This window comes from Streptomyces sp. RKND-216, assembly GCF_004795255.1.
GTDB lineage: Bacteria > Actinomycetota > Actinomycetes > Streptomycetales > Streptomycetaceae > Streptomyces > Streptomyces hazeniae.
The window spans coordinates 2234076-2256488 of the sequence record NZ_SSBQ01000002.1 but is presented as its reverse complement, the minus strand read 5'-3'; the positions used below and the strand labels follow the sequence as shown (position 1 = coordinate 2256488).

General features: G+C 67.7%; 34 protein-coding genes. 33 read left to right on the top strand and 1 reads right to left on the bottom strand.

Annotated elements, in window-relative coordinates:
• The first annotated feature begins 25 nt into the window (after nt 1-25).
• From fusA to E4198_RS09885, 4 genes are all read left to right on the top strand, one after another.
• Nucleotides 26-2149, top strand: coding sequence for an elongation factor G (gene fusA / locus E4198_RS09900; RefSeq protein ID WP_136182832.1), 2124 nt, complete (start codon nt 26-28; stop codon nt 2147-2149).
• Nucleotides 2150-2369: 220 nt separating this feature from the next.
• Nucleotides 2370-3563: an elongation factor Tu gene (tuf, locus tag E4198_RS09895; RefSeq protein WP_027763400.1), complete on the top strand. Its 1194-nt coding sequence runs from the start codon at nt 2370-2372 to the stop codon at nt 3561-3563.
• A 196-nt stretch (nt 3564-3759) separates the two neighbouring features.
• The gene (locus E4198_RS09890) at nt 3760-4317 is read left to right on the top strand and encodes a YceI family protein (RefSeq protein ID WP_136182831.1); all 558 of its coding nucleotides are present in this window, start codon (nt 3760-3762) and stop codon (nt 4315-4317) included.
• A gap of 96 nt (nt 4318-4413) precedes the next feature.
• Nucleotides 4414-5652 (top strand): alpha/beta fold hydrolase, encoded by a 1239-nt coding sequence (locus tag E4198_RS09885; RefSeq protein WP_136182830.1) that lies wholly within the window; start codon nt 4414-4416, stop codon nt 5650-5652.
• A gap of 156 nt (nt 5653-5808) precedes the next feature.
• Here E4198_RS09885 and E4198_RS09880 read toward each other — a convergent pair whose 3' ends face one another.
• Nucleotides 5809-6549 carry a hypothetical protein gene (locus tag E4198_RS09880; protein ID WP_136182829.1) on the bottom strand — a complete coding sequence of 247 codons (741 nt, stop codon included), beginning with the start codon at nt 6547-6549 and terminating at the stop codon, nt 5809-5811.
• Between the two features lie 563 nt (nt 6550-7112).
• On the opposite strand from E4198_RS09880, the gene rpsJ reads away from it, so the two are divergent.
• The 29 genes from rpsJ (at nt 7113) to rpsD (ending at nt 22363) form a co-directional block, all read left to right on the top strand.
• Nucleotides 7113-7421 carry a 30S ribosomal protein S10 gene (rpsJ, locus tag E4198_RS09875; RefSeq protein ID WP_016909683.1) on the top strand — a complete coding sequence of 103 codons (309 nt, stop codon included), beginning with the start codon at nt 7113-7115 and terminating at the stop codon, nt 7419-7421.
• A 14-nt stretch (nt 7422-7435) separates the two neighbouring features.
• On the top strand, nt 7436-8080 hold the full coding sequence (gene rplC, locus E4198_RS09870) for a 50S ribosomal protein L3 (protein ID WP_027763396.1): 645 nt from the start codon (nt 7436-7438) through the stop codon (nt 8078-8080).
• 4 nt (nt 8081-8084) lie between these two features.
• The gene (gene rplD / locus E4198_RS09865) at nt 8085-8747 is read left to right on the top strand and encodes a 50S ribosomal protein L4 (protein ID WP_027763395.1); all 663 of its coding nucleotides are present in this window, start codon (nt 8085-8087) and stop codon (nt 8745-8747) included.
• Entirely contained in the window at nt 8747-9082 is a 336-nt protein-coding gene (rplW, locus tag E4198_RS09860; RefSeq protein ID WP_023531020.1) for a 50S ribosomal protein L23, read from the top strand. Before rplD ends, rplW begins: the two co-directional genes overlap by 1 nt.
• Before the next feature lie 46 nt (nt 9083-9128).
• Entirely contained in the window at nt 9129-9965 is an 837-nt protein-coding gene (gene rplB, locus E4198_RS09855; RefSeq protein WP_027763394.1) for a 50S ribosomal protein L2, read from the top strand.
• A 15-nt stretch (nt 9966-9980) separates the two neighbouring features.
• Complete coding sequence (gene rpsS, locus E4198_RS09850; RefSeq protein ID WP_023531022.1) at nt 9981-10262, top strand: 30S ribosomal protein S19; 282 nt, start codon at nt 9981-9983, stop codon at nt 10260-10262.
• Nucleotides 10263-10300: 38 nt separating this feature from the next.
• Complete coding sequence (rplV, locus tag E4198_RS09845) at nt 10301-10648, top strand: 50S ribosomal protein L22 (protein ID WP_136185293.1); 348 nt, start codon at nt 10301-10303, stop codon at nt 10646-10648.
• Entirely contained in the window at nt 10648-11484 is an 837-nt protein-coding gene (gene rpsC / locus E4198_RS09840; protein WP_027763392.1) for a 30S ribosomal protein S3, read from the top strand. The genes rplV and rpsC overlap by 1 nt, the downstream gene beginning before the upstream one ends.
• A gap of 3 nt (nt 11485-11487) precedes the next feature.
• Complete coding sequence (rplP, locus tag E4198_RS09835) at nt 11488-11907, top strand: 50S ribosomal protein L16 (RefSeq protein ID WP_027763391.1); 420 nt, start codon at nt 11488-11490, stop codon at nt 11905-11907.
• Entirely contained in the window at nt 11907-12131 is a 225-nt protein-coding gene (gene rpmC, locus E4198_RS09830) for a 50S ribosomal protein L29 (RefSeq protein ID WP_027763390.1), read from the top strand. Before rplP ends, rpmC begins: the two co-directional genes overlap by 1 nt.
• Nucleotides 12131-12418, top strand: a complete 288-nt coding sequence (gene rpsQ, locus E4198_RS09825) for a 30S ribosomal protein S17 (RefSeq protein WP_027763389.1) — start codon at nt 12131-12133, stop codon at nt 12416-12418. Before rpmC ends, rpsQ begins: the two co-directional genes overlap by 1 nt.
• A gap of 105 nt (nt 12419-12523) precedes the next feature.
• Entirely contained in the window at nt 12524-12892 is a 369-nt protein-coding gene (gene rplN, locus E4198_RS09820) for a 50S ribosomal protein L14 (RefSeq protein WP_027763388.1), read from the top strand.
• A gap of 2 nt (nt 12893-12894) precedes the next feature.
• Nucleotides 12895-13218 (top strand): 50S ribosomal protein L24, encoded by a 324-nt coding sequence (gene rplX, locus E4198_RS09815; protein ID WP_136182828.1) that lies wholly within the window; start codon nt 12895-12897, stop codon nt 13216-13218.
• Entirely contained in the window at nt 13218-13784 is a 567-nt protein-coding gene (gene rplE / locus E4198_RS09810; RefSeq protein ID WP_136182827.1) for a 50S ribosomal protein L5, read from the top strand. The genes rplX and rplE overlap by 1 nt, the downstream gene beginning before the upstream one ends.
• A 1-nt stretch (nt 13785) precedes the next feature.
• Nucleotides 13786-13971: a type Z 30S ribosomal protein S14 gene (locus E4198_RS09805; RefSeq protein WP_136182826.1), complete on the top strand. Its 186-nt coding sequence runs from the start codon at nt 13786-13788 to the stop codon at nt 13969-13971.
• Nucleotides 13972-14195: 224 nt separating this feature from the next.
• Complete coding sequence (gene rpsH, locus E4198_RS09795) at nt 14196-14594, top strand: 30S ribosomal protein S8 (RefSeq protein ID WP_027763385.1); 399 nt, start codon at nt 14196-14198, stop codon at nt 14592-14594.
• 23 nt (nt 14595-14617) lie between these two features.
• Complete coding sequence (gene rplF / locus E4198_RS09790) at nt 14618-15157, top strand: 50S ribosomal protein L6 (protein ID WP_136182825.1); 540 nt, start codon at nt 14618-14620, stop codon at nt 15155-15157.
• Nucleotides 15158-15160: 3 nt separating this feature from the next.
• The gene (gene rplR / locus E4198_RS09785) at nt 15161-15544 is read left to right on the top strand and encodes a 50S ribosomal protein L18 (RefSeq protein ID WP_136182824.1); all 384 of its coding nucleotides are present in this window, start codon (nt 15161-15163) and stop codon (nt 15542-15544) included.
• Nucleotides 15545-15587: 43 nt separating this feature from the next.
• The gene (gene rpsE / locus E4198_RS09780) at nt 15588-16187 is read left to right on the top strand and encodes a 30S ribosomal protein S5 (protein ID WP_027763382.1); all 600 of its coding nucleotides are present in this window, start codon (nt 15588-15590) and stop codon (nt 16185-16187) included.
• Nucleotides 16187-16369 carry a 50S ribosomal protein L30 gene (rpmD, locus tag E4198_RS09775; RefSeq protein ID WP_027763381.1) on the top strand — a complete coding sequence of 61 codons (183 nt, stop codon included), beginning with the start codon at nt 16187-16189 and terminating at the stop codon, nt 16367-16369. Before rpsE ends, rpmD begins: the two co-directional genes overlap by 1 nt.
• A gap of 1 nt (nt 16370) precedes the next feature.
• The gene (rplO, locus tag E4198_RS09770) at nt 16371-16835 is read left to right on the top strand and encodes a 50S ribosomal protein L15 (RefSeq protein ID WP_136182823.1); all 465 of its coding nucleotides are present in this window, start codon (nt 16371-16373) and stop codon (nt 16833-16835) included.
• Between the two features lie 202 nt (nt 16836-17037).
• The gene (gene secY, locus E4198_RS09765) at nt 17038-18351 is read left to right on the top strand and encodes a preprotein translocase subunit SecY (protein ID WP_136182822.1); all 1314 of its coding nucleotides are present in this window, start codon (nt 17038-17040) and stop codon (nt 18349-18351) included.
• The gene (locus E4198_RS09760; protein ID WP_136182821.1) at nt 18351-19001 is read left to right on the top strand and encodes an adenylate kinase; all 651 of its coding nucleotides are present in this window, start codon (nt 18351-18353) and stop codon (nt 18999-19001) included. Before secY ends, E4198_RS09760 begins: the two co-directional genes overlap by 1 nt.
• Before the next feature lie 211 nt (nt 19002-19212).
• Nucleotides 19213-20058 carry a type I methionyl aminopeptidase gene (map, locus tag E4198_RS09755; protein WP_136182820.1) on the top strand — a complete coding sequence of 282 codons (846 nt, stop codon included), beginning with the start codon at nt 19213-19215 and terminating at the stop codon, nt 20056-20058.
• Between the two features lie 174 nt (nt 20059-20232).
• Nucleotides 20233-20454, top strand: coding sequence for a translation initiation factor IF-1 (infA, locus tag E4198_RS09750; RefSeq protein ID WP_003948620.1), 222 nt, complete (start codon nt 20233-20235; stop codon nt 20452-20454).
• A gap of 71 nt (nt 20455-20525) precedes the next feature.
• Nucleotides 20526-20639: a 50S ribosomal protein L36 gene (gene rpmJ / locus E4198_RS09745; RefSeq protein ID WP_003956441.1), complete on the top strand. Its 114-nt coding sequence runs from the start codon at nt 20526-20528 to the stop codon at nt 20637-20639.
• A 218-nt stretch (nt 20640-20857) separates the two neighbouring features.
• The gene (gene rpsM / locus E4198_RS09740; RefSeq protein WP_027763376.1) at nt 20858-21238 is read left to right on the top strand and encodes a 30S ribosomal protein S13; all 381 of its coding nucleotides are present in this window, start codon (nt 20858-20860) and stop codon (nt 21236-21238) included.
• A 67-nt stretch (nt 21239-21305) separates the two neighbouring features.
• The gene (gene rpsK / locus E4198_RS09735; RefSeq protein WP_016473404.1) at nt 21306-21710 is read left to right on the top strand and encodes a 30S ribosomal protein S11; all 405 of its coding nucleotides are present in this window, start codon (nt 21306-21308) and stop codon (nt 21708-21710) included.
• 26 nt (nt 21711-21736) lie between these two features.
• The gene (gene rpsD / locus E4198_RS09730; protein WP_027763375.1) at nt 21737-22363 is read left to right on the top strand and encodes a 30S ribosomal protein S4; all 627 of its coding nucleotides are present in this window, start codon (nt 21737-21739) and stop codon (nt 22361-22363) included.
• Nucleotides 22364-22413: the final 50 nt, after the last annotated feature.

The window sequence follows — 22413 nt, the reverse complement described above, 5'->3', positions numbered from 1 at the left end:
GAGACCGAGAGAAGACTGAAGCCTTATGGCTACCACTTCACTTGACCTGGCCAAGGTCCGCAACATCGGGATCATGGCCCACATCGACGCGGGCAAGACGACCACCACCGAGCGGATCCTGTTCTACACCGGCGTCAGCTACAAGATCGGTGAGGTCCACGACGGCGCTGCCACGATGGACTGGATGGCGCAGGAGCAGGAGCGCGGCATCACCATCACGTCCGCCGCGACGACCTGCCACTGGCCGCTCAACGACATCGACCACACCATCAACATCATCGACACCCCCGGGCACGTCGACTTCACCGTCGAGGTGGAGCGGTCCCTGCGCGTGCTCGACGGTGCCGTGACGGTGTTCGACGGTGTCGCCGGCGTCGAGCCGCAGTCCGAGACCGTGTGGCGTCAGGCCGACCGGTACGGCGTTCCGCGGATCTGCTTCGTCAACAAGCTGGACCGCACCGGTGCGGAGTTCCACCGCTGCGTCGACATGATCGAGAGCCGCCTGGGTGCGGTTCCGCTGGTCATGCAGCTGCCGATCGGCGCCGAGGCGGATTTCAAGGGCGTCGTCGACCTGGTGCAGATGAAGGCGCTCGTCTGGTCCGCCGAGACCAAGCTCGGCGAGGCCTACGACGTGGTCGACATCCCCGACACGCACACCGAGGCCGCCGAGGAGTGGCGCGGGAAGCTGCTCGAGGCCGTCGCGGAGAACGACGAGGAGATGATGGAGCTGTACCTGGAGGGCCAGGAGCCCACCCAGGAGCAGCTCATCGCGGCGATCCGCCGTGTCACCCTCGCCTCCACCGGCGCCGAGGGCACCATCACCGTCACCCCGGTGTTCTGCGGTACCGCGTTCAAGAACAAGGGCGTGCAGCCTCTGCTCGACGCGGTGTGCAGCTACCTGCCGTCGCCGCTGGACGTCGAGGCCATCGAGGGCCACTCCGTGAAGGACCCGGACGAGGTCCTGAAGCGGAAGCCCTCGGAGGAGGAGCCGTTCGCCGCCCTGGCGTTCAAGATCGCGAGCGACCCGCACCTGGGCAAGCTCACCTTCATCCGCGTGTACTCGGGGCGCCTCGACACCGGTACGCAGGTGCTGAACGCGCTCAAGGGCAAGAAGGAGCGCATCGGCAAGATCTACCGGATGCACTCCAACAAGCGCGAGGAGATCGAATCGGTGGGTGCCGGCGACATCGTCGCCGTCATGGGTCTGAAGCAGACCACCACCGGTGAGACGCTCTGCGACGCGTCCAACCCCGTGATTCTCGAGTCCATGGACTTCCCGGCCCCGGTGATCGAGGTCGCCATCGAGCCGAAGTCCAAGGGCGACCAGGAGAAGCTGGGCGTCGCGATCCAGCGTCTGGCCGAGGAGGACCCGTCCTTCCAGGTCAAGACGAACGAGGAGACCGGCCAGACCATCATCGCGGGTATGGGCGAGCTGCACCTCGACGTGCTGGTCGACCGTATGAAGCGCGAGTTCAAGGTCGAGGCCAACGTCGGCAAGCCGCAGGTGGCCTACCGCGAGACGCTGCGCAGGAACGTCGACAAGCACGACTACACGCACAAGAAGCAGACTGGTGGTTCCGGCCAGTTCGCGAAGGTGCAGATCCAGCTCGAGCCCCTCGAGGGCGACGGCTACGAGTTCGTCAACAAGGTCACCGGTGGCCGTATCCCGCGGGAGTACATCCCGTCCGTGGACGCGGGCTGCCAGGAGGCCATGGAGTTCGGCGTGCTGGCGGGCTACCCGCTCACCGGCGTGCGCGTCACCCTGCTCGACGGCGCGTTCCACGAGGTCGACTCCTCCGAGATGGCGTTCAAGATCGCCGGTTCGATGGCCTTCAAGGAGGCCGCACGGAAGGCCTCCCCGGCCCTCCTCGAGCCGCTGATGGCCGTCGACGTCACCACGCCCGAGGACTACATGGGCGACGTGATCGGTGACATCAACTCCCGCCGTGGACAGATCCAGTCCATGGAGGACCGGGGCAACGCCAAGCTCGTCAAGGGCCTGGTGCCGCTCTCGGAGATGTTCGGATACGTCGGTGACCTGCGCAGCAAGACCTCCGGTCGTGCTGCGTACTCGATGCAGTTCGATTCCTACGGTGAGGTTCCCAAGAACGTCGCCGAGGAGATCATCGCGAAGGCCAAGGGCGAGTAAGGCCGGTTCGCCGGCTGCACTCACCCATTAGGCTGGAGCAAAGGCATTCGGGGCATACCGTCTCAGATCCGCAGGATCTGAGACGGGCCCCCGGAGCCCCGCCCAGAAGACGAAACGGTCAAGGGCGTCCCCCTCGGGGTCCTGACCGGTTCGGTACGACCACCTGAACCCCACCGCAGAGCGTGGTGGGCGTACAGCACCAGTCCACAGGAGGACCCCAGTGGCGAAGGCGAAGTTCGAGCGGACTAAGCCGCACGTCAACATCGGCACCATCGGTCACATCGACCACGGTAAGACCACTCTTACCGCGGCGATCACCAAGGTGCTGCACGACGCTTACCCGGACCTCAACGAGGCCTCGGCGTTCGAGAACATCGACAAGGCGCCCGAAGAGCGTCAGCGCGGTATCACCATCTCCATCGCGCACGTCGAGTACCAGACGGAGAACCGTCACTACGCGCACGTCGACTGCCCGGGTCACGCGGACTACATCAAGAACATGATCACCGGTGCCGCGCAGATGGACGGCGCCATCCTCGTGGTCGCCGCCACCGACGGCCCGATGCCGCAGACCAAGGAGCACGTGCTCCTGGCCCGCCAGGTCGGCGTTCCGTACATCGTCGTCGCCCTGAACAAGGCCGACATGGTGGACGACGAGGAGATCATGGAGCTCGTCGAGCTCGAGGTCCGTGAGCTGCTCTCCGAGTACGAGTTCCCGGGCGACGACGTCCCTGTCGTCAAGGTCTCGGCGCTGAAGGCGCTCGAGGGCGACAAGGAGTGGGGCGAGTCGGTCGTCAAGCTCATGCACGCCGTTGACGAGGCGATCCCGGAGCCGGAGCGCGACACCGACAAGCCGTTCCTCATGCCCATCGAGGACGTCTTCACCATCACCGGTCGCGGTACGGTCGTCACCGGCCGTATCGAGCGCGGTGTGCTCAAGGTCAACGAGAACGTCGACATCATCGGCATCAAGGAGGAGAAGACCTCCACCACCGTTACCGGTATCGAGATGTTCCGCAAGCTGCTCGACGAGGGCCAGGCCGGTGAGAACGTCGGCCTGCTCCTCCGGGGCATCAAGCGCGAGGACGTCGAGCGCGGCCAGGTCATCATCAAGCCGGGCTCGGTCACCCCGCACACGGAGTTCGAGGCGCAGGCGTACATCCTGTCGAAGGACGAGGGCGGTCGCCACACCCCGTTCTTCAACAACTACCGCCCGCAGTTCTACTTCCGTACCACGGACGTGACCGGCGTGGTGACCCTCCCCGAGGGCACCGAGATGGTCATGCCGGGCGACAACACCGAGATGAGCGTCCAGCTCATCCAGCCGGTCGCCATGGAGGAGGGCCTCAAGTTCGCCATCCGCGAGGGTGGCCGGACCGTGGGCGCCGGCCAGGTCACCAAGATCAACAAGTGACCTTCGGCTCCTGCTCCTAGCGAGCGCTTCGCCGGCTTCGGCCGGCACGGAGGGCCCGCACGACGCCTGTCGTGCGGGCCCTCCGCATGTCCCGGTCGCGGTCCCGGTGGAAACGGTTCCCTGCCGACGGAATAGTTGAGCCTTCAACCATGTTGTGCCGTGCAGAGAGCACGACCACGAACTTCGGAGGCCTACCATGACCGTCACCGACGACCGCGCCGGGCTCACCGGCGCGTACACCCTCGACCCGGCCCACACCCGCATCGGCTTCGTCGCCCGCCACGCGATGGTGACGAAGGTGCGCGGCGCGTTCAACGACTTCACCGGCACCGCCCGCATCGACGGCGCGCACCCGGAAGAGTCCTCCGTGGAGCTGACGATCAAGGCCGAGAGCATCGACACCCGCAACGCCGACCGCGACGGTCACCTGCGCAGCAACGACTTCCTCGACATGGCGCAGTACCCCGAGATCACCTTCCGCTCCACCGGTGTGCGGGCGACGGGCGACGACACCTTCGACGTCACGGGCGACCTCACGATCAAGGGCGTCACCCGGCCGGTGACGGTCCCCTTCACCTACGAGGGCAACGCCACCGACCCCTTCGGCAACAGCCGTATCGGGCTGGAGGGCAGCACCACGATCAACCGCCAGGACTTCGGCATCACCTGGAACGCCGCCCTGGAGACCGGAGGCTTTCTGGTCAGCGACAAGATCACGCTCGAGTTCGAGGTGTCGGCCGTCCGGCAGGGCTGACACGCGCCGCCGCCGGCCGTACGGGCCCCCGCCCGGTGCGCGGTCACCGGGCGGGCCGTACGCCCTGCGCTCCGGCGTGGTGGGAGGATCGGCCCCATGGCTCTCACGCACCACGCCCCCGGAATGGTCCTGACCGAGCTGGAGTTCCACGTCCCACTGGACCACGCGGACCCGGACGGCGCGCACATCACCGTCTTCGCCCGCGAGGTCGCCGCGCCGGGCGGGCGCGACCGGCCGTATCTGGTCTACCTCCAGGGAGGGCCGGGCCAGGAGGCGCCCCGTCCCACCGTCGCGCCCACCGCCCCCGGCTGGCTCGAGCGCGCGCTGCCCGAGTACCGCGTCCTGCTGCTCGACCAGCGCGGCACCGGCCTCTCGACGCCCGTCGGGACCCTGTCGGGCATGTCGCCGCGACAGCAGGCCGCACACCTCGCCCGCTTCCGTGCCGACGCGATCGTGCAGGACGCGGAGTGGATCCGCGCCGACCTGGACGTCGACCGGTGGAGCCTGCTCGGGCAGTCCTTCGGCGGCTTCTGCGCCCTGCACTACCTCAGCGTGGCGCCGGAGGCGCTGCGGGAGGTCTTCTTCACCGGCGGCCTGCCGCCCGTGGGGCGCCACCCCGACGAGGTGTACGCGGCGACGTACCGGGTGATGCGGGAGCGCAACGCCCGCTACTACCGGCGCTACCCGGGCGACCGCGCCCGGGTCCGCTCCCTGGTGGAGCGGCTGGAGGCCGGCGAGGTCGTGCTGCCGGACGGCGACCGGCTCACCGCGCGGCGCTTCCGGCAGCTCGGCAACCTGCTGGGTACCAGCGACGGTGCCGAGCGTCTTCACTACCTGCTGGAACGCGACCCCTCGTCGGCGGCGTTCCGTCACGACGTGGCCGCGGCGATGCCGTTCTCCGGCCGGAACCCGCTGTACGCGGTCGTCCACGAGTCGTCCTACGCCGACGGGCACGCCACCCGGTGGTCCGCGGAGCGGACCCTGCCCGCCGGGTACGCCGCCGACACCACGCTGTTCACCGGCGAGCACGTCTACCCGTGGATGTTCGAGGACTACCGCGAGCTGGCGCCGCTGCGGGAGGCCGCCGATCTGCTCGCCGAACACGAGTGGCCCCGGCTCTACGACCCGGACCGGCTGCGCGACTGCGACGTGCCCTGCGCGGCGGCGATCTACGCGGACGACGCGTATGTCGACCGTGCCTTCTCCGAGGAGACGGCCGCGCTGATCCCGACGCTGCGGCCCTGGCTCACCAACGAGTACGAGCACAACGGCCTGCGCGCCGATGGTGCCCGCATCCTCGATCGCCTCATTGCGCTGGCCCGTGGTCACGCGTAGTCCGCCGTGGCGCGGATTGCCCGCACTTCCGGGTACGGGCTCGACCAAGCACCGGACCCCAGCTGTGGTCCGGTCGTCGGAAGTTCCGCCGGGCCGCTGCCGCCCGGCTGCGTGCCGTTCCGGCGCCGGAGGGCTGGGCCGTCGGCCGCACCGCGGTCAGGCGGAGGGAGCGCCGCCGACGAGGTAGTCGACGCGGCGGCGCAGCGGGCCCCAGCGCCGCATGTGGGCGTCGGCACGCTCGGCCGCGCGGTGCTGCGCGCGCGGCCGCCGCGTGTAGAGGCGTTTCGCCCACGGCGACGCCGGCTTCGCGAGCCGCACCGCACCGAAGAGGGCGACCGGCGGGATCAGCACCCCGACAAGCGCCATCCACGTCTTGCCCTTGACCAGCGCGATCAGCACGATCGCGAAGTTCGCCAGCGCGGTGAGCGCGGCCCCGAGTCGGCTCTGCTCCTCGTCGTCGCCGAGGCTGTCGACGCCGAGCGGGGAGAAGCCGCTGAGCAGCAGCAGCGTCAGCGCGAAGGTGACGAGCACGACCTCGACGCTCTGCGTGCCGGCCTTGCTCCAGTACACGTCGTTCAGGTGCAGGACGAGCGCGAACTCGTCCAGGACGAGTCCCGCGCCCATCCCGAACAGCACCGCGGCCACGCCCGCGCCCCAGCCGTGCCGCCCGCCGGCGAAGGCGGTGAACCCGCCGACCGTCATGAGAAGGATGCCGGGCACCACGTGGTGGATGTGCATGCCGCCGGGCGTGACGTTGCGGAACGGCCCGCGTCCGGCGCGGATCATCCGGGTCACCAGCCGCGTGATGGCGAAGGTGAGCACGAACGTCACCAGCGCCAGCAGCAGCGGCAGCTTGCCGGGCTCGACGATGTTGCGCATCCACCAGTCACCGGACATTACGCCCACCTCTCCACGACCCTCTGCAGGGCACGCATACCAGTGCGGAAGGGGAAAGACCCGGAACCGGGCCGCGCCTCCTGTGTGTGTCGGGGTGGCGCGGGGGGTGCGCCGCACAGGCGCGGGACCGGTACGGTCGAGGGCCGGGTCCGAACGCCCGTGTGGGCCTCGTCACCTGCCTGGGCGGGGCCCGGCGCCGATTCGCATGGCCCCCGCCTGGTATGGCACACTGTTCCGGTTGCTCGGTTGAGTGCCGATGCTGTGCGCCTCCCGCCGGGAGGACTGGAAGCGAGTCCCGATGTACTCGTCGCCCCTCGTCAGGGGCGGAAGTACGGGAATCTTCCGGGAAGTGCAGGAGGGGCTCCGACCAGGCATCCCGGTGGGTCTCTTCCCCCGACTCCCTCCTTCATCGAGGACGTTCTCCTGTGGAGACGTACGAGGAGGGTTGCGACACGCCCGACCGCGTGGGTCGGAGCGGAGGAGCAATCGCAAGGAGCGGGAGCGGGGAGCGGACGACCTCCGGGGTTCCAGAGCGTGACGAGAAGAAGGACTACGAAGTAGCCATGGCGGGACAGAAGATCCGCATCCGGCTCAAGGCCTACGACCACGAGGTCATCGACAACTCGGCGAAGAAGATCGTCGAGACGGTGACCCGCACTGGTGCGTCGGTCGCGGGCCCGGTGCCGCTGCCCACTGAGAAGAACGTGTACTGCGTCATCAAGTCGCCGCACAAGTACAAGGACGCGCGCGAGCACTTCGAGATGCGCACCCACAAGCGCCTGATCGACATCCTCGACCCGACGCCCAAGACCGTTGACTCGCTGATGCGCCTGGACCTCCCGGCCGGCGTCGACATCGAGATCAAGCTCTGAGAGGCGCGGTAGTGATGACCAAGCAGATCAAGGGTGTCCTGGGCGAGAAGCTCGGCATGACCCAGGTCTGGGACGACAACAACCGCGTCGTGCCCGTGACCGTGGTCAAGGCCGGCCCCTGTGTCGTGACCCAGGTGCGCACCAACGACAAGGACGGCTACGACGCCGTCCAGATCGCCTTCGGCGAGATCGACCCCCGCAAGGTGAACAAGCCACTCAAGGGTCACTTCTCGAAGGCCGACGTGACCCCGCGTCGCCACCTCGTGGAGATCCGTACCAACGACGCCGGCGCGTACACGCTGGGCCAGGAAGTCACCGCCGAGGTCTTCGACTCCGGCATCAAGGTCGACGTGACCGGCACCAGCAAGGGCAAGGGCTTCGCCGGTGGCATGAAGCGCCACGGCTTCCGCGGTGGCAAGGCCTCGCACGGTGCGCACCGCGTGCACCGCAAGCCGGGCTCCATCGGCGGCTGCGCGACCCCCGGCCGTGTCTTCAAGGGCACGCGCATGGCTGGCCGCATGGGCAACGAGCGGGTCACCACCCAGAACCTGACCGTCCACGCCGTTGACGCGGAGAAGGGCCTGCTGCTCATCAAGGGCGCAGTTCCCGGTCCGAACGGCGGCCTCGTCCTGGTCCGTACCGCGGCCAAGGGGGCTTGAGGTAATGAGCACCGTTGACATTCTTTCGCCGGCAGGCGACAAGACCGGCACCGTCGAGCTCCCCGCGGAGATCTTCGACACGCAGGTCAGCGTTCCGCTGATCCACCAGGTCGTCGTCGCGCAGCTGGCCGCGGCCCGCCAGGGCACGCACAAGACCAAGACCCGTGGCGAGGTCCGCGGCGGTGGCAAGAAGCCGTACCGCCAGAAGGGCACCGGTCGCGCCCGTCAGGGTTCGACCCGCGCGCCGCAGTTCGCCGGTGGTGGCGTCGTCCACGGCCCGCAGCCGCGTGACTACTCGCAGCGGACCCCGAAGAAGATGAAGGCCGCCGCCCTTCGCGGTGCCCTCTCCGACCGGGCCCGTCACGGCCGTGTCCACGTCGTCTCCGGCGTGGTCGAGGGCGAGGTCTCCACCAAGGCCGCCAAGACGCTGTTCGGCAAGGTCAGTGAGCGCAAGCACCTGCTCCTGGTCGCCGAGCGCGCCGACGAGGCCGCGTGGCTGTCCGCCCGCAACCTGCCCCAGGTGCACATCCTGGAGCCGGGCCAGCTGAACACGTACGACGTGCTCGTCTCCGACGACGTGGTCTTCACGAAGGCCGCCTTCGAGTCCTTCGTGGCCGGCCCGCAGAAGGCCGCTGCCGGGGCTGAGCTCGAAGGGAGCGAAGCCTGATGAGCGAGGCGACCGAGCAGACCGCCGTCACCAGCAAGACGTTCACGGACCCCCGTGACCTGCTGCTGAAGCCGGTGGTTTCGGAGAAGAGCTACGCGCTGCTGGACGAGAACAAGTACACCTTCCTCGTCGACACGCGCGCCAACAAGACCCAGATCAAGCAGGCCGTCCAGGCGGTCTTCTCGGTCAAGGTCACCGGGGTCAACACGATCAACCGGCAGGGCAAGCGCAAGCGCACCCGCACCGGTTACGGCAAGCGCGCCGACACCAAGCGCGCCATCGTGACCCTTGCCGAGGGCGACCGCATCGACATCTTCGGCGGCCCGGTCTCCTAACGGGGGCCGAACCGCCAGAAGTCCGGAATCTTCCGAGGACTGAGAAATGGGTATCCGCAAGTACAAGCCGACGACCCCGGGCCGTCGTGGCTCCAGCGTCGCCGACTTCGTCGAGATCACGCGGTCCACGCCGGAGAAGTCGCTGGTCCGCCCCCTGCACAGCAAGGGCGGCCGTAACAACGCCGGTCGTGTGACCGTCCGCCACCAGGGCGGTGGCCACAAGCGCGCCTACCGCGTGATCGACTTCCGTCGTCACGACAAGGACGGCGTGCCGGCCAAGGTCGCGCACATCGAGTACGACCCCAACCGCACCGCGCGCATCGCGCTGCTGCACTACGTGGACGGCGAGAAGCGCTACATCCTCGCCCCGGCCGGCCTCAAGCAGGGCGCCCGGATCGAGAACGGCCCCGGCGCGGACATCAAGCCGGGCAACAACATGGCGCTGCGCAACATCCCCGTCGGTACGGTCATCCACGCCATCGAGCTGCGGCCAGGCGGCGGCGCCAAGTTCGCCCGCTCCGCCGGTGCGTCCGTGCAGCTGCTGGCGAAGGAGGGCCGCATGGCCCACCTGCGCATGCCGTCCGGTGAGATCCGCCTGGTCGACGTCCGCTGCCGCGCCACCATCGGCGAGGTCGGCAACGCCGAGCAGTCGAACATCAACTGGGGCAAGGCCGGCCGTATGCGCTGGAAGGGCGTCCGCCCGACCGTCCGCGGTGTGGTCATGAACCCGATCGACCACCCGCACGGTGGTGGTGAGGGTCGTACCTCCGGTGGCCGCCACCCGGTGTCGCCGTGGGGCCAGAAGGAGGGCCGTACGCGCTCGCCGAAGAAGGCCAGCAACAAGTACATCGTCCGCCGCCGCAAGACGAACAAGAAGCGCTAGGAGGCGGGGTTTTCGATGCCGCGCAGTCTCAAGAAGGGGCCCTTCGTCGACGACCACCTGACCAAGAAGGTGGACACGCAGAACGAAGCAGGCACCAAGAACGTCATCAAGACCTGGTCCCGCCGCTCGATGATCGTCCCGGCGATGCTGGGCCACACGATCGCGGTGCACGACGGCCGTAAGCACGTCCCGGTGTTCGTCACCGAGTCGATGGTCGGCCACAAGCTCGGCGAGTTCGCCCCGACCCGCAGCTTCCGCGGCCACGTCAAGGACGACCGCAAGTCGCGGCGTCGCTGACCGGGGTGACGACCATGACTGACACCGAAGGGACAACCATGGAAGCCAGGGCCTCCGCGCGCTATGTGCGCGTCACGCCCATGAAGGCCCGCCGGGTGGTGGACCTTGTCCGTGGCATGAGTGCCACGGAGGCTCAGGCGGTCCTGCGTTTCGCCCCGCAGGCCGCCAGCGTGCCCGTGGGCAAGGTGCTCGACAGCGCCATTGCCAATGCCGCGCACAACTACGACCACACGGATGTCGACAGCCTCTTCATCTCCGAGGCCTACGTCGACGAGGGTCCGACCCTGAAGCGGTTCCGGCCGCGCGCCCAGGGCCGCGCCTACCGGATCCGTAAGCGGACCAGCCACATCACGGTGGTCGTCAGCAGCAAGGAAGGAACCCGGTAATGGGCCAGAAGGTAAACCCGCACGGGTTCCGCCTCGGCATCACCACCGACTTCAAGTCGCGCTGGTACGCCGACAAGCTCTACAAGGACTACGTCAAGGAAGACGTCGCGATCCGCAAGATGCTCACCAAGGGCATGGAGCGGGCCGGCATCTCCAAGGTGGAGATCGAGCGCACCCGTGACCGCGTGCGCGTCGACGTCCACACCGCTCGTCCGGGCATCGTCATCGGCCGCCGCGGCGCCGAGGCCGACCGCCTGCGGGGCAACCTGGAGAAGCTGACCGGCAAGCAGATCCAGTTCAACATCCTCGAGGTGAAGAACCCGGAGACGGATGCTCAGCTGGTGGCCCAGGCCGTCGCCGAGCAGCTGTCCTCCCGCGTCTCCTTCCGCCGCGCGATGCGCAAGAGCATGCAGACCGCGATGAAGGCCGGCGCCAAGGGCATCAAGATCCAGTGCGGTGGCCGTCTCGGCGGCGCCGAGATGTCCCGCTCGGAGTTCTACCGCGAGGGCCGGGTGCCCCTGCACACCCTGCGCGCCAACGTCGACTACGGCCTGTTCGAGGCTCGTACGACCTTCGGCCGCATCGGTGTGAAGGTGTGGATCTACAAGGGCGACGTCAAGAACATCGCCGAGGTGCGCGCCGAGAACGCGGCCGCCCGTGCGGGCAACCGCCCGTCGCGCGGTGGCGGCAGCGACCGTCCCCGCCGGGGCGGCGAGCGCGGCGGCCGCGGCCGCCGGCCGCAGAGCTCGCAGCAGTCCGAGGCACCGAAGTCGGCCGAGGCTGCGGCTCCCGCCGCTGCTGCCGCGGAGCCCACGGCTTCCGGAAAGGAGAGCTGACCCATGCTGATCCCGCGCAGGGTCAAGCACCGCAAGCAGCACCACCCGAAGCGCAAGGGCATGGCCAAGGGCGGCACCGAGGTCGCATTCGGCGAGTGGGGCATCCAGGCCGTCACCCCGGCCTACGTGACGAACCGGCAGATCGAGGCAGCTCGTATCTCCATGACCCGTCACATCAAGCGTGGTGGCAAGGTGTGGATCAACATCTACCCCGACCGCCCGCTGACCAAGAAGCCCGCCGAGACCCGCATGGGTTCCGGTAAGGGTTCGCCGGAGTGGTGGATCGCGAACGTGAAGCCCGGTCGGGTCATGTTCGAGCTGTCCTACCCGAACGAGAAGATTGCCAAGGAGGCGCTCATCCGCGCCGCCCACAAGCTTCCGATGAAGTGCCGGATCGTGCGGCGCGAGGCAGGTGAATCGTGATGGCGGCCGGAACCAAGGCGTCCGAGCTGCGTGAGCTTGGCGGCGAGGAGCTCGTCGGCAAGCTGCGCGAGGCCAAGGAAGAGCTGTTCAACCTCCGCTTCCAGGCGGCGACCGGGCAGCTCGAGAACCACGGCCGGCTGAAGGCCGTCCGCAAGGACATCGCGCGGATCTACACCCTGATGCGTGAGCGCGAGCTGGGCATCGAGACGGTGGAGAGTGCCTGATGAGCGAGACCAACGTGACTGAGAAGAACGAGCAGAAGCGCGGCTTCCGCAAGACCCGCCAGGGTCTCGTCGTCAGCGACAAGATGGACAAGACCGTCGTCGTCGCCGTCGAGGACCGCGTCAAGCACGCGCTGTACGGCAAGATCATCCGCCGTACCGAGAAGCTCAAGGCGCACGACGAGCAGAACGCCGCGGGCGTCGGCGACCGTGTCCTCCTCATGGAGACCCGGCCGCTGTCCGCCACCAAGCGCTGGCGCGTCGTCGAGATCCTCGAGAAGGCCAAGTAATTTCCCGGGGCCGTCTGGCCCCGGGAGGAGTTCCGCCAGGCTCGGTGGGGCGCGCACCCCGTGTGGGCGCCCCGCCGGGAACCGGCAGACGATCAGGAGATAGACGTGATCCAGCAGGAGTCTCGGCTTCGCGTCGCCGACAACACGGGTGCGAAGGAGATCCTCACCATCCGTGTACTCGGTGGTTCGGGCCGTCGCTACGCGGGCATCGGTGACGTCGTCGTCGCCACCGTCAAGGACGCGATCCCGGGCGGCAACGTGAAGAAGGGCGAGATCGTCAAGGCGGTCATCGTGCGCACCGTGAAGGAGCGCCGTCGCCCCGACGGTTCGTACATCCGTTTCGATGAGAACGCCGCCGTCATCCTCAAGGGCGACGGCGACCCCCGCGGCACCCGTATCTTCGGCCCCGTGGGCCGTGAGCTGCGCGAGAAGAAGTTCATGAGGATCGTCTCGCTCGCGCCGGAGGTGCTGTGAGCATGAAGATCAAGAAGGGCGACCTGGTCCAGGTCATCACCGGCAAGGACAAGGGCAAGCAGGGCAAGGTCATCGTGGCCTTCCCCCGCGAGGACCGTGTCCTGGTCGAGGGTGTCAACCGGGTCAAGAAGCACACCAAGGCCGGCCAGACCGCTCGTGGCTCGAAGACCGGCGGCATCGTGACGACCGAGGCACCCATCCACGTGAGCAACGTGCAGCTCGTCGTGGAGTCCGGTGGCAAGAAGGTCGTCACCCGTGTCGGATACCGCTTCGACGACGAGGGCAACAAGATCCGCGTTGCCAAGCGGACCGGTGAGGACATCTGATGACTGCCACCACCACTGCCACCGCGCCGCGTCTGAAGACGCGCTACCGCGAGGAGATCGCGGGCAAGCTGCGTGACGAGTTCAAGTACGAGAACGTCATGCAGATCCCCGGTCTCACGAAGATCGTGGTCAACATGGGTGTGGGCGACGCCGCCCGCGACTCCAAGCTGATCGAGGGTGCCATCAAGGACCTCGCCACGATCACCGGCCAGAAGCCGGCCGTGACCAAGGCTCGGAAGTCCATCGCGCAGTTCAAGCTGCGCGAGGGGCAGCCGATCGGCGCCCACTCCACCCTCCGGGGCGACCGGATGTGGGAGTTCCTGGACCGCCTGCTGTCGCTCGCACTGCCGCGCATCCGCGACTTCCGCGGACTGTCGCCCAAGCAGTTCGACGGCCGCGGCAACTACACCTTCGGTCTCACGGAGCAGGTCATGTTCCACGAGATCGACCAGGACAAGATCGACCGGGTCCGGGGCATGGACATCACCGTGGTCACCACGGCGACCACCGACGAGGAGGGCCGCGCGCTGCTTCGTCACCTCGGCTTCCCGTTCAAGGAGAACTGACATGGCGAAGAAGGCTCTGATCGCCAAGGCGAGCCGTAAGCCGAAGTTCGCGGTGCGCGCCTACACGCGCTGCCAGCGCTGCGGTCGCCCGCACTCCGTCTACCGCAAGTTCGGCCTGTGCCGCGTGTGCCTCCGCCAGATGGCGCACCGCGGTGAGCTGCCGGGCGTCACCAAGAGTTCCTGGTAATCGGCTCTTCGCAGTCGACCAGCCAGGACTCTCGGTAAGGAACCTGGATGTCGAGCCCCGACCCGCATCCCTTAGGGTGGAGGGTCGGGCGCCCGGCGCCCGGACACGACTTACTACGCCGTAGGTCCCCGCTCCACACCTGTCCCGCCGCGCCGCCGAGGCGCGTGCGGGGAGAAGGACGGAGCAGACAGGAAACCCCGGCGAGAGAGGCCGAAGGCCAGCACATGACCATGACCGATCCGATCGCAGACATGCTGACGCGTCTGCGAAACGCGAACTCGGCGTACCACGACACCGTCGCGATGCCGCACAGCAAGATCAAGTCGCACATCGCGGAGATCCTCCAGCAGGAGGGTTACATCACCGGCTGGAAGACCGAGGACGCCCCCGTGGGCAAGTCCCTCGTCCTCGAGCTGAAGTTCGGCCCGAACCGTGAGCGTTCGATCGCCGGCATCAAGCGGATCTCGAAGCCGGGTCTTCGGGTCTACGCAAAGTCCACCAACCTGCCGAAGGTTCTCGGCGGCCTGGGCGTGGCGATCATCTCCACGTCCCACGGCCTCCTGACCGGCCAGCAGGCACAGAAGAAGGGTGTGGGCGGGGAAGTCCTCGCCTACGTCTGGTAACGGAAGGGAACGGAGGTAAAGCCATGTCGCGAATCGGCAAGCTCCCCATCCAGGTTCCCGCCGGTGTGGACGTCACCCTCGATGGCCGGCAGGTCGACGTGAAGGGCCCGAAGGGCTCCCTCACGCACACGATCGCCGCACCCATCGAGATCGCCAAGGGCGAGGACGGCGTGCTCAACGTCACCCGCCCGAACGACGAGAGCCGGAACAGGGCCCTGCACGGCCTGTCCCGCACGCTGGTGGCGAACATGATCACTGGCGTGACCCAGGGTTACACCAAGGCTCTCGAGATCAGCGGTGTCGGTTACCGCGTCCAGGCCAAGGGCTCCAACCTGGAGTTCTCGCTGGGCTACAGCCACCCGATCCTGATCGAGGCGCCGGAAGGCATCTCGTTCAAGGTCGAGTCGCCGACCAAGTTCTCGGTCGAGGGCATCGACAAGCAGAAGGTCGGCGAGGTCGCCGCGAACATCCGCAAGCTGCGCAAGCCCGACCCGTACAAGGCCAAGGGCGTGAAGTACGCGGGCGAGGTCATCCGCCGCAAGGTCGGAAAGGCTGGTAAGTAAGCCATGGCATACGGCGTGAAGATCGCTAAGGGCGACGCCTACAAGCGCGCCGCCGCCAAGCGCCGGCACATTCGCATCCGGAAGAAGATCTCGGGCACGCCCGAGCGTCCTCGTCTGGTCGTGACGCGCTCGAACCGCCACATGGTGGCGCAGGTCATCGACGACATCAAGGGCCACACCGTGGCCTCCGCGTCGTCGCTGGACGGCTCCATCCGGAGCGGTGAGGGCGACAAGAGCTCGCAGGCCCAGAAGGTCGGCGCCCTGGTCGCCGAGCGTGCGAAGGCTGCGGGTGTCGAGGCCGTCGTCTTCGACCGCGGTGGAAACAAGTACGCAGGGCGGATTGCCGCTCTGGCTGACGCCGCCCGCGAAGCCGGGCTCAAGTTCTGAGCCGGTTCCGCGGACGCGGACGGAAACGAGAGAGGTAATTCCAATGGCTGGACCCCAGCGCCGCGGTGGCGGCGCCGGTGGCGACCGCCGGGACCGCAAGGGCCGGGATGGCGGCGCCGCCGCCGAGAAGACGGCGTACGTCGAGCGCGTCGTCGCGATCAACCGAGTCGCCAAGGTTGTGAAGGGTGGTCGTCGCTTCAGCTTCACCGCGCTGGTCGTGGTGGGCGATGGTGACGGCACCGTGGGTGTCGGTTACGGCAAGGCCAAGGAGGTGCCGTCTGCCATCGCCAAGGGCGTCGAGGAGGCGAAGAAGCACTTCTTCAAGGTCCCCCGTATCCAGGGCACCATCCCGCACCCGATCCAGGGTGAGGAGGCCGCGGGTGTCGTGCTGCTCAAGCCGGCGTCGCCCGGTACCGGTGTGATCGCCGGTGGCCCGGTGCGTGCCGTGCTGGAGTGCGCGGGCATCCACGACGTGCTGAGCAAGTCGCTCGGCTCGGCCAACCCGATCAACATCGTGCACGCCACGGTGGCCGCTCTGCGGGGCCTGCAGCGTCCCGAGGAGATCGCCGCCCGTCGTGGCCTGCCGCTCGAGGACGTGGCTCCCGCCGCTCTGCTGCGGGCGCGTGCCGGGGTGAATGCGTAATGGCTCGCCTGAAGATCACGCAGACGCGTTCCGTCATCGGGACCAAGCAGAACCACCGGGACACGCTGCGGACCCTCGGTCTGAAGCGTGTGAACGACGTCTCCGTCAAGGAGGCCCGTCCCGAGGTCGTCGGCATGGTGCACACCGTGCGTCACCTCGTGACGGTCGAGGAGGTCGACTGAGATGGCTGAGCCGCAGGGCGACAAGCCGCTGAAGGTCCACAACCTCCGGCCGGCCCCCGGCGCCAAGACCGCCAAGACCCGTGTCGGTCGTGGTGAGGCGTCCAAGGGCAAGACCGCGGGTCGTGGCACCAAGGGCACGAAGGCCCGTTACCAGGTTCCCGAGCGCTTCGAGGGCGGGCAGATGCCGCTGCACATGCGGCTGCCCAAGCTCCGGGGCTTCAAGAACCCGGCGCACAAGAACTTCCAGGTGGTGAACCTCGAGAAGCTCGCCGTCCTCTACCCGAAGGGTGGCGAGGTGACCGTGGCCGACCTGGTGGACAAGGGCGCCGTGCGCAAGAACGAACTGGTGAAGGTGCTGGGCGACGGACAGGTCTCCGTGGCGCTGCAGGTGACCGTCGACAAGGTCTCCGGCTCCGCCAAGGAGAAGATCACCGCCGCCGGTGGAACCGTCACCGAGCTCGTCTGAGTTCGTTTGACCGGCTGACCGGGGGTGTCCCATGGGCATCCCCGGTCAGCTGTTGCCGGGGTCGGCCAGCGGTCGTGATGGTTCCGTCACGAGTGGTCGTTCCCCGGGCCCGTCGCCGCCGGTAAGGTGGCGTGCACTGTTGATACCGACCCCCAAGACCGTCCCTCTCGCGCGTTCGTGCCGGGAGGTCGCAGGAGGCACCGTGCTCACCGCGTTCGCCCGGGCGTTCCAGACGCCCGACCTGCGCAAGAAGCTGCTGTTCACGCTGGGCATCATCGTGCTCTTCCGCGTCGGGGCGCACGTCCCGGTACCCGGCGTCAGCTTTGAGAACGTCAACCAGTGCATGAACATGGCCGAGTCCAACAGCGGCCTGTTCGGTCTGGTGAACATGTTCAGCGGCGGTGCGTTGCTCCAGCTCACCATCTTCGCGCTCGGCATCATGCCCTACATCACTGCCAGCATCATTCTCCAGCTGCTGGTCGTGGTGATTCCCCGGCTGGAGCAGCTGAAGAAGGAAGGACAGTCCGGCCAGGCCAAGATCACGCAGTACACGCGTTACCTGACCGTGGCGCTGTCCGTCCTGCAGGCGACCGGTCTGGTCGCGACCGCCCGCAGTGGCGCGCTCTTCCCGCAGTGCCCGGTGGGCAGGGAGATCGTCCCGAACGACGGCGTCTTCACCACCGTGGTGATGGTGATCTGCATGACGGCGGGTTCGGGTCTGATCATGTGGCTCGGTGAGCTCATCACCGACCGCGGCATCGGCAACGGCATGTCCATCCTGATGTTCATCTCCATCGCGGCCGGTTTCCCCGGTGCGCTGTGGGCCATCAAGCAGCAGGGCAAGCTCGCCGGCGGCTGGATCGAGTTCGGTGTTGTGATTCTCGCGGGCCTCGCGATGGTCGTCCTGGTCGTCTTCGTCGAGCAGGCGCAGCGCCGCATTCCGGTGCAGTACGCGAAGCGCATGATCGGCCGGCGTTCCTACGGCGGCACCTCGACGTACATTCCGCTGAAGGTCAACCAGGCCGGCATCATTCCTGTGATTTTCGCCTCGTCCCTGCTCTACATTCCCGCTCTGGTGGTGCAGTTCAGCAACTCCCAGGCGGGCTGGGCGGACTGGATCCAGGCCAACCTGACGCAGCAGAGTTCCCCGCTCTACATCAGCGTGTACTTCCTCCTGATCGTCTTCTTCGCCTTCTTCTACGTGGCCATCACGTTCAACCCCGAAGAAGTTGCAGACAACATGAAGAAGTATGGTGGCTTCATCCCGGGCATCCGTGCGGGACGCCCCACGGCCGAGTACCTGAGCTATGTGCTGAACCGCATCACATGGCCCGGTTCGCTCTACCTGGGTCTGATCGCTCTGGTGCCCACCGTCGCGCTGGTTGGTTTCGGTGCTCAGCAGAACTTCCCGTTCGGTGGCACGAGCATTCTCATCATCGTCGGTGTGGGGCTCGAGACCGTGAAGCAGATCGAGAGCCAGCTGCAGCAGCGCCATTACGAAGGGTTCCTCCGCTGATGCGAATCGTCCTCGTCGGACCGCCGGGTGCGGGTAAGGGCACGCAGGCCGCGTACCTCGCCGAGAACCTGTCGATCCCGCACATCTCCACGGGCGACCTCTTCCGCGCCAACATCTCCCAGGGCACGCCGCTCGGACGGCAGGCCAAGGAGTTCATGGACGCGGGGCGCCTGGTGCCGGACGAGGTCACCATCGGCATGGCCGAGGACCGTATGCAGCAGGAGGACGCCTCCGGCGGCTTCCTGCTGGACGGTTTCCCGCGGAACATCGGCCAGGCTGAGGCGCTGGACCGCTACCTCGGCACCCACGAGTTGAAGCTCGACGCGGTGCTGGACCTGGAGGTCCCCGAAGAGGAGGTCGTCAAGCGGATCGCCGGCCGGCGCATCTGCCGTACCGACTCCAGTCACGTCTTCCACGCGGAGTACGCGCCGCCGGAGGCCGACGGGGTCTGCGACAAGTGCGGCGGCGAGCTGTATCAGCGCGAGGACGACAGCGAGGCGACCGTGCGCAAGCGGCTCGCCGTGTACCACAGCGAGACCGAGCCGATCATCGACTACTACAAGGCGCAGGGTCTGGTGACCACCATCTCCGGGCTCGGCGCCGCGGCCGAGGTCACGCAGCGGGCGATGTCCGCGCTGGGGCGCGGCTAACAGTCGTCCCTGGCCCGCCCGGGCCGCGTCCGGCTTCCCGCCGCAGTGCCCGACGGCCGTTCCCTCGACCGCCCCGGGCACCCCGCGTGCCCGGGGCCGGCCCGGCCCCGGGCGTCTGTGAGGCCCGGGCGGTCTCCCGGCTTTCGGGAAGGGTCGGGGACGGGGAGAATTCCACGCAGTAGCGCCCACGGGCAGGAGGCGACAGAACACCATGGTCGAGATCAAGACCCCTGAGCAGATCGCGAAGATGCGCGCCGCGGGGCTGGTCGTCGCCGCCATGCACAAGGCGTGCCGCGAAGCCGCCGTCCCCGGCGCGACGACGAAGGACCTGGACGACGTCGCCGCCAAGGTGCTCGCGGAGCACGACGCCAAGCCGAACTTCCTCGGCTATGGCGGGTTCCCCGGCAACATCTGCACCTCGGTCAACGACGTCGTCGTCCACGGCATCCCCAGCAAGGACACCGTCCTCAAGAACGGCGACCTGCTGTCCATCGACGCCGGGGCGATCATCGACGGCTGGCACGGCGACGCCGCGATCACTGTCTTCGTCGGCGAGGGCCATGCCCCCGAGCTGCACGAGCTGAGCCGGGTGACCGAGGAGTCCATGTGGGCCGGCCTCGCCGCGGTCCGCAAGGGGCACCGGCTGGCCGACATCTCCCGGGCCATCGAGGGCTACATCCGCCGCCAGCCGCGGCCGGCCTCCGGCAAGTACGGGATCATCGAGGACTACGGCGGCCACGGCATCGGCTCGCAGATGCACATGGACCCGCACCTGCTGAACTACGTCGATCGGCGCCGCCTCATCGGCCGGCACAACCCGAAGCTGGTGCCGGGCATGGCTCTGGCCATCGAGCCCATGGTCGGCCTGGGGACGCCGAAGACGCACGTGCTCTCGGACGAGTGGACCGTCCTCACCGACGACGGCACGTGGTCGAGCCACTGGGAGCATTCGATCGCGCTGACCGAGCAGGGTCCGCTGGTGCTCACCGCGCCGGACGGCGGCCGGGCCAAGCTGGCCGAGCTGGGCGTCACCACCGCCCCCGACCCGCTCGGGTAACAGGACGGTCTCGAAGAGACGTCGTTCCCGACGCTTAACGATCTTCCTCCCGGGGGATACTTCCCCGATTCGTCTTTCCGGGTGCCGTGAAGTAGACTTGCTCGTCGGTCCGGGTGTCTTCGTGTGCCCCGGGCCACCCCAGGTAGCCGATCCCGGAAGGTGAAGCGCTCAAGCATGGCCAAAAAACAAGGGGCCATCGAGATCGAGGGCACGGTCGTCGAGTCTCTCCCGAACGCGATGTTCAAGGTGGAGCTGCAGAACGGCCACCAGGTCCTTGCGCACATCAGCGGCAAGATGCGGATGCACTACATCCGTATCCTTCCCGACGACCGGGTCGTGGTGGAGCTGTCTCCCTACGACCTGACGCGCGGGCGGATCGTCTACCGCTACAAGTAGATCTTGCAGACGCCCTGAGCCGGAATCCTCCGGTGCAGGGCGTCGGCACTGACCCGGAGAACCTCACTTTCATGAAGGTCAAGCCGAGCGTCAAGAAGATCTGCGACAAGTGCAAGGTGATCCGCCGTCACGGCCGGGTCATGGTCATCTGCGACAACCTGCGCCACAAGCAGCGCCAGGGCTGAACGCAGCCGACCCTCGCCTTCGCACCTCGCTCGCAACTCTTCGCGCGACGCAAGCGAAAAGTACATACGCAGTCACCCGACCCCCCGCTCGCCGAGAACGCACAGCCGGTGGGGACGACACCCTCGGTCGGAGGCCGAGGACCCGGCTCGTAACTCCCCCGGGAGACCTACGGGAACGGTGCTGCGCCAGACCTCCGCAGAAATCAGGAGCCACATACATGGCACGCCTCGCAGGCGTTGACCTCCCGCGCGACAAGCGCGTCGAGGTCGCCCTCACCTACGTCTTCGGCATCGGCCGTACGCGATCCCAGGAGACCCTGGCCGCCACCGGCGTCAGCCCGGACACCCGCGTCCGGGACCTCGCCGAGGAGGACCTGGTCAAGATCCGCGAGTACGTGGACAACAACCTCCAGGTGGAGGGTGACCTCCGCCGTGAGATCCAGGCCGACATCCGCCGCAAGGTCGAGATCGGCAGCTACCAGGGTCTGCGCCACCGTCGGGGCCTCCCGGTCCACGGCCAGCGCACGAAGACCAACGCGCGTACCCGCAAGGGCCCGCGTCGCGCGATCGCCGGCAAGAAGAAGCCGGGCAAGAAGTAGTCCACTGCGGACACGCTGACCAGCGGTCCCGCTGTCGGACCGACCACCTCCACGGGAGTAGACCTCTATGCCTCCGAAGGGCCGTACGGCCGGCGCCAAGAAGGTGCGCCGCAAGGAGAAGAAGAACGTCGCCCACGGGCACGCTCACATCAAGAGCACGTTCAACAACACCATCGTCTCGATCACCGACCCGACCGGCAACGTGATCTCCTGGGCCTCGGCCGGCCACGTCGGCTTCAAGGGCTCGCGCAAGTCCACGCCGTTCGCCGCGCAGATGGCCGCGGAGAACGCCGCGCGTCGCGCTCAGGAGCACGGCATGCGCAAGGTCGACGTCTTCGTGAAGGGTCCCGGCTCCGGCCGTGAGACCGCGATCCGCTCCCTCCAGGCCACCGGCCTCGAGGTCGGGTCCATCCAGGACGTCACCCCGACCCCGCACAACGGCTGCCGCCCGCCGAAGCGTCGCCGAGTCTGACCATCAGGAAGTAGGAGATCTAGACAATGGCGCGTTACACCGGGGCCGACTGCAAGCGTTGCCGTCGGGAGAAGCAGAAGCTCTTCCTCAAGGGAGCTAAGTGCGAGAGCGCGAAGTGCCCGATCGAGATCCGTCCTTACCCCCCGGGTGAGCACGGGCGCGGGCGCACCAAGGACTCCGAGTACCTGCTGCAGAAGCGCGAGAAGCAGAAGGCTGCTCGCATCTACGGCGTGCTGGAGAAGCAGTTCCGCGGGTACTTCAACGAGGCGAACCGCCAGCAGGGCAAGACGGGTGAGAACCTGCTGCGCATCCTCGAGACCCGCCTCGACAACGTGGTCTACCGGGCCGGCTTCGCCAAGTCCCGCGACCACGCCCGTCAGCTGGTCCGTCACGGGCACATCGAGGTGAACGGTCGCAAGACCGACATCCCCTCCGCCCGCGTCGTCCCCAGCGACATCATCCAGGTCCGCGAGTCCTCCCGGAACATGACCCCGTTCCAGGTGGCTCAGGCCGAGGCCGGCGACAAGACCGTCCCCGCGTGGCTCGAGGCCATCCCCTCGCAGCTGCGGATCCTGGTCCACTCGCTGCCCGAGCGCCCGGTGATCGACACCCAGGTGCAGGAGCAGCTGATCGTCGAGCTGTACTCGAAGTAATTCGGGTCACGCTCGGTAACGGGGCGGGCGGTACTCGGCCATTCGGCCGG

Bases quoted from the DNA above. Each gene is read 5' to 3' on its own strand.
- fusA (WP_136182832.1), top strand. From the start codon at position 26: ATGGCTACCACTTCACTTGACCTGGCCAAGGTCCGCAACATCGGGATC.
- E4198_RS09890 (WP_136182831.1), top strand. From the start codon at position 3,760: ATGACCGTCACCGACGACCGCGCCGGGCTCACCGGCGCGTACACCCTC.
- E4198_RS09885 (WP_136182830.1), top strand. From the start codon at position 4,414: ATGGCTCTCACGCACCACGCCCCCGGAATGGTCCTGACCGAGCTGGAG.
- E4198_RS09880 (WP_136182829.1), bottom strand. From the start codon at position 6,549: ATGTCCGGTGACTGGTGGATGCGCAACATCGTCGAGCCCGGCAAGCTG.
- rpsJ (WP_016909683.1), top strand. From the start codon at position 7,113: ATGGCGGGACAGAAGATCCGCATCCGGCTCAAGGCCTACGACCACGAG.
- rplC (WP_027763396.1), top strand. From the start codon at position 7,436: ATGACCAAGCAGATCAAGGGTGTCCTGGGCGAGAAGCTCGGCATGACC.
- rplD (WP_027763395.1), top strand. From the start codon at position 8,085: ATGAGCACCGTTGACATTCTTTCGCCGGCAGGCGACAAGACCGGCACC.
- rplW (WP_023531020.1), top strand. From the start codon at position 8,747: ATGAGCGAGGCGACCGAGCAGACCGCCGTCACCAGCAAGACGTTCACG.
- rplB (WP_027763394.1), top strand. From the start codon at position 9,129: ATGGGTATCCGCAAGTACAAGCCGACGACCCCGGGCCGTCGTGGCTCC.
- rpsS (WP_023531022.1), top strand. From the start codon at position 9,981: ATGCCGCGCAGTCTCAAGAAGGGGCCCTTCGTCGACGACCACCTGACC.
- rplV (WP_136185293.1), top strand. From the start codon at position 10,301: ATGGAAGCCAGGGCCTCCGCGCGCTATGTGCGCGTCACGCCCATGAAG.
- rpsC (WP_027763392.1), top strand. From the start codon at position 10,648: ATGGGCCAGAAGGTAAACCCGCACGGGTTCCGCCTCGGCATCACCACC.
- rplP (WP_027763391.1), top strand. From the start codon at position 11,488: ATGCTGATCCCGCGCAGGGTCAAGCACCGCAAGCAGCACCACCCGAAG.
- rpmC (WP_027763390.1), top strand. From the start codon at position 11,907: ATGGCGGCCGGAACCAAGGCGTCCGAGCTGCGTGAGCTTGGCGGCGAG.
- rpsQ (WP_027763389.1), top strand. From the start codon at position 12,131: ATGAGCGAGACCAACGTGACTGAGAAGAACGAGCAGAAGCGCGGCTTC.
- rplX (WP_136182828.1), top strand. From the start codon at position 12,895: ATGAAGATCAAGAAGGGCGACCTGGTCCAGGTCATCACCGGCAAGGAC.
- rplE (WP_136182827.1), top strand. From the start codon at position 13,218: ATGACTGCCACCACCACTGCCACCGCGCCGCGTCTGAAGACGCGCTAC.
- E4198_RS09805 (WP_136182826.1), top strand. From the start codon at position 13,786: ATGGCGAAGAAGGCTCTGATCGCCAAGGCGAGCCGTAAGCCGAAGTTC.
- rpsH (WP_027763385.1), top strand. From the start codon at position 14,196: ATGACCATGACCGATCCGATCGCAGACATGCTGACGCGTCTGCGAAAC.
- rplF (WP_136182825.1), top strand. From the start codon at position 14,618: ATGTCGCGAATCGGCAAGCTCCCCATCCAGGTTCCCGCCGGTGTGGAC.
- rplR (WP_136182824.1), top strand. From the start codon at position 15,161: ATGGCATACGGCGTGAAGATCGCTAAGGGCGACGCCTACAAGCGCGCC.
- rpsE (WP_027763382.1), top strand. From the start codon at position 15,588: ATGGCTGGACCCCAGCGCCGCGGTGGCGGCGCCGGTGGCGACCGCCGG.
- rpmD (WP_027763381.1), top strand. From the start codon at position 16,187: ATGGCTCGCCTGAAGATCACGCAGACGCGTTCCGTCATCGGGACCAAG.
- rplO (WP_136182823.1), top strand. From the start codon at position 16,371: ATGGCTGAGCCGCAGGGCGACAAGCCGCTGAAGGTCCACAACCTCCGG.
- E4198_RS09760 (WP_136182821.1), top strand. From the start codon at position 18,351: ATGCGAATCGTCCTCGTCGGACCGCCGGGTGCGGGTAAGGGCACGCAG.
- map (WP_136182820.1), top strand. From the start codon at position 19,213: ATGGTCGAGATCAAGACCCCTGAGCAGATCGCGAAGATGCGCGCCGCG.
- infA (WP_003948620.1), top strand. From the start codon at position 20,233: ATGGCCAAAAAACAAGGGGCCATCGAGATCGAGGGCACGGTCGTCGAG.
- rpmJ (WP_003956441.1), top strand. From the start codon at position 20,526: ATGAAGGTCAAGCCGAGCGTCAAGAAGATCTGCGACAAGTGCAAGGTG.
- rpsM (WP_027763376.1), top strand. From the start codon at position 20,858: ATGGCACGCCTCGCAGGCGTTGACCTCCCGCGCGACAAGCGCGTCGAG.
- rpsK (WP_016473404.1), top strand. From the start codon at position 21,306: ATGCCTCCGAAGGGCCGTACGGCCGGCGCCAAGAAGGTGCGCCGCAAG.
- rpsD (WP_027763375.1), top strand. From the start codon at position 21,737: ATGGCGCGTTACACCGGGGCCGACTGCAAGCGTTGCCGTCGGGAGAAG.